The 1,037-nt window shown below is 41.1% G+C and carries 1 protein-coding gene; it reads left to right on the plus strand.

The features are described 5' to 3' along the window. Positions 1–13: 13 nt before the first annotated feature. A partial coding sequence (locus V7137_RS01710; protein WP_335696473.1) for an acyl-CoA dehydrogenase family protein occupies positions 14–1,037 on the plus strand: 1,024 nt, incomplete at its 3' end.

Consider the following 1,037-nt stretch of genomic DNA (forward strand, 5'->3'; position numbering starts at 1 on the left):
GAGTTGTAGATAAATGAATTTTGATTTAACGAAAGAACAAGAGATGATACGCAAATTAATTCGAGATTTTGCTGATGCAGAAGTTGCTCCTGGAGCAGATGAACGTGATCGAACGGGGGAATTCCCTAAAGAAATTTTTTCTAAATTAGCAGAGTTAGGGATTATGGGTCTGCCTTTCCCTGAACAATACGGTGGAGGTGAAGCCGACACTGTCAGCTTTGCAATTGTCGTTGAAGAACTTAGTCGTGTTTGCGCATCAACAGGAATTACATATTCAGCCCATATTTCATTAGGGGGGGCCCCTCTTAATTTATTTGGTACGCACGAACAAAAAGAGAAATACTTAACTCCAATTTGTACTGGAGAGTCTTTCGGAGCATTTGGTTTGACTGAACCGAATGCAGGCTCCGATGCAGGGGGAACCCAAACAACAGCAGTTCTTGATGGCGATGAGTGGGTCATTAACGGCTCAAAATGTTTTATTACAAATGCAAGCTATGCTAATCACCTTGCAGTGACCGCCGTAACAGACCGCTCAAAAGGAATCAATGGAATCACAGCATTTATTGTTCCTACTAATGCTCCAGGATTCACTGTGGTCAACAACTACGAAAAAATGGGTCTTCATGCCTCAAATACCACAGAACTTATCATGGAGAATGTAAGAGTTCCGAAAGAAAATCTGCTGGGCACAAATGGAAACGGTTACAAGCAATTTTTAGCTACTCTTGATGGCGGAAGAATTGGAATTGGTGCCATGGCTGTAGGTATTGCTCAAGGAGCATTTGAAAAATCTCTTCAATATGCAAAAGAAAGAAAACAGTTTGGAAAGAGTTTATCCAACTTCCAGGCAATCCAATTTAAATTAGCTGACATGGCAATGAATATCGAATTAGCCCGGAATATGGTTTTCAAAGCAGCTTGGTTAAAGGATCAAGGACGAGCATTTAAAAAGGAAGCGGCATTTGCGAAATTATTTGCTTCGGAAATATGCATGCGTGCATGTGATCAAGCCGTTCAAATTCATGGCGGATATG

The sequence above is a fragment of the Neobacillus drentensis genome (genome assembly GCF_036962765.1).
GTDB lineage: Bacteria > Bacillota > Bacilli > Bacillales > Cytobacillaceae > Neobacillus > Neobacillus drentensis_C.